We start from the raw sequence: 2,403 nt of genomic DNA, 5'->3' as shown, positions 1-2,403 counted from the left end.
CCACGTGGACCTGGACCGCCGGGGCCCCATCACCGCCGACATCGTCCACGACGGTGACAACGACTTGGACATCGACCAGGAGATCGACGCCCGCTCAGGCGACTGCGTGGCAGGGGGCCAGGTCTTCGGCGTAGTGGGAGGAAACGTCGACATCCGCTCGAGCAACATCTCCGAAGACTCCGAGTGCGAGTCCGGCGACGTGGACGTGAGCAACATCATCGACAGCGCCCGGTCCGGGCCGTTCGTGTTCCACCGCCCGGGAGGCGGAGGCTCCGAACCACCGCAGCCTCCAGAGCCTGCGGTGGCAGACCTGCGGGTGACGAAGACGCCACCCCCCGCGGGCATCGGGAACACGTTCACGATCACCGTGACCAATGACGGTCCGGACCCTGCTAACGCCACACTGTCAGACCCGGGAGCGACGCTGACGCCAGGAGATCCGAGCTTCACCTGTACTGGAAGCACGTGCACCTCCACGGCGCCACTGGGGCCCGGGGTCACCGCCACGTTCACAGCCACGGTGCCCGTCCAGTGCACGATTATTGTTCCGATCGCCGTCCCGATCACCAATACCGCGACCGTGGCGATCCAGGGCGGAACCGACCCGAATGGGACGAACAACTCCTCGACCGCGAGCAGCACGGCAATCTCCCCGATCTGTCCGTTTCCTCCTCCCGGCCCGTAGCGCGGTTATCGGGACTGCAGCGTGCCCCGCTGGTCCTCGTGGCCGCTGACGCGGCAGTAGTAGCGGTATGAACCGGCCCCCGGGGAGCGGATTTCGATGATCCGCTCCCTGCCGGGGATGATCACCCAGTCCACGTCCAGCTCGTCGATCGTCAGGGTGTGCGTCGCCTGTCCGACGTTTCGGACGTAGACCCGCGCCGTGTCCCCGGCCTCAACCTGTAGTTCACCCGGACGGAAGTAGTCGTCCCCCATTACCAGCGGCAGGGCGCCAACCCTGTCCCTCAGGGGCACCTCCGACGGCGTCAGCAGCGTCCAGGCCACCGACACGGCGGTTGGCATGGCCAAGACGGCAACCACCGCTGCGGCAAGCGCCTTGTGCCAGGGCCTGCGGTCGGGCCCGGACTCCGTCGCGTCCCGGCGCACTGCCGTGACCGATCCGGCGATCATCATCAGGGAGCCCACCAGGAAGTACAGCCCCGGTAGGAAGTGCGGAAATGAGTAGATCGTCCCCAGCGCGAACGAGGACTCCGACACCCCGCCCAGGATCGGAAGAAGCGACAGCAACAAGACGAGCAGGAGGGCCACGTTCGACCGCCGACGGGCTCCAAAGAAGATCGCGATCGCAATCACCAGCAGCACGGGGGTCAGGATGATCCCCTGCCCCTCGCCGAGCAGCGATACGAGAGAACCGGCTGTCACGATCGCCAGTCCCCAAGCCATCAGTCGGATGGAGAGCGGTGTGGCCCGCATGGCCCCGTCAGACTACAGCCGAGCCGGCGAGGCCTATGTGATCGTGGGAGCGAGAAGACCGGCTACGTCAGCGGCTCAGCCACGCCTGGGTGTACGCGACAATGCAGCGCCAGTTGACAGGCCAGTTGTGTCCGTAGCCGGGGTCCTGGCCGAAGACGCATGCGTTGAGCGGGTCGTACGTCAGCGGGTCCGGGCTGGGCACTGTCGGAGTCGCTCGAGGCGGGAGCGTTGGTAGCGGCGTCGGTGTTGGTGTGGGAGCCGGGGTTGCCGTGGGGGTGGGCGCCGGGGTGGGGGTAGCGGCCGGCCCGTGGTCCGGCCTGTGGTGAGCGGATGCGCGGCCCCCGCCGATGATTGCCAGCATGACCACCGCCGAAGCTACCAGCGTCCTGACTCTCATCCCGCCCTCCTTGTGTGCCCGAATCTACAACCGGACGTCCCGGGCGTCTGCGTCCTTTGGCACTCTCGAGACGGTCCCGTGCGTGATCCATCAGCGTCGGCGCGAGCGTCTGGCGAGCACCGTGGCGACGGCCGCCCCGAAGACCACGTGGTCCGCGATCTGGGCCCCCGCGGGCAGGGCGCGGATTCGCGGAAACCGGCGTCCGATGACGCCCAGGTCGAGAGCGGCGATCGCGGTGCCGCCGACGGCCCCCCACAGGACGGGCCGGCGGCGGGGGAGTGAGGCGGCGAGGACGGTTGCCCAGAACGCGGACAGCGCCACATGCAGAGGCGCCGCGGCCGCCACCAGCACCGCCTGACGCGTCTCCCGCGGCAGCACCATGGAGCCGGCTGCTTGGGTCGCCTCCAACACGGGACGTCCGGTGGCGATCGCGTACACGGTCGAAGGGACGCCGCTCACGACAGCGGCGACTGCGGCGGCCGCCGCTATGTCGGCAGCGCTGCGTCTCACTGCTGAGCCGGCTTGTCGTGGGGGTGGATGATGTCCGACTCCCTCGGGTGGTGACGGAACGA

At 68.5% G+C, this 2,403-nt stretch carries 4 protein-coding genes; 1 reads left to right on the top strand and 3 read right to left on the bottom strand.

Features of this window, described 5'->3' with window-relative positions; all coding sequences use genetic code 11:
- Window positions 1–685 (top strand): hypothetical protein (locus VNE62_07610; GenBank protein ID HVE92151.1); only part of this gene is annotated, 685 nt, incomplete at its 5' end.
- A gap of 5 nt (window positions 686–690) precedes the next feature.
- Here VNE62_07610 and VNE62_07605 read toward each other — a convergent pair.
- The 3 genes from VNE62_07605 to VNE62_07595 all read right to left on the bottom strand — a co-directional run bounded on the left by VNE62_07605 (window position 691) and on the right by VNE62_07595 (window position 2,341).
- Window positions 691–1,434 carry a cupredoxin domain-containing protein gene (locus tag VNE62_07605; GenBank protein ID HVE92150.1) on the bottom strand — a complete coding sequence of 248 codons (744 nt, stop codon included), beginning with the start codon at window positions 1,432–1,434 and terminating at the stop codon, window positions 691–693.
- Window positions 1,435–1,501: 67 nt separating this feature from the next.
- A complete protein-coding gene (locus VNE62_07600) occupies window positions 1,502–1,831 on the bottom strand; it encodes a hypothetical protein (GenBank protein HVE92149.1) in 330 nt (109 codons plus the stop codon).
- Between the two features lie 90 nt (window positions 1,832–1,921).
- Complete coding sequence (locus VNE62_07595) at window positions 1,922–2,341, bottom strand: hypothetical protein (protein HVE92148.1); 420 nt, start codon at window positions 2,339–2,341, stop codon at window positions 1,922–1,924.
- Window positions 2,342–2,403 lie beyond the last annotated feature (62 nt).

It is taken from the genome of Actinomycetota bacterium (assembly GCA_035536535.1).
Lineage (GTDB): Bacteria > Actinomycetota > JAICYB01 > JAICYB01 > JAICYB01 > DATLNZ01.
The sequence above is the reverse complement of the archived record's forward strand: the minus strand, read 5'-3'. Positions and strand labels throughout refer to the sequence as shown.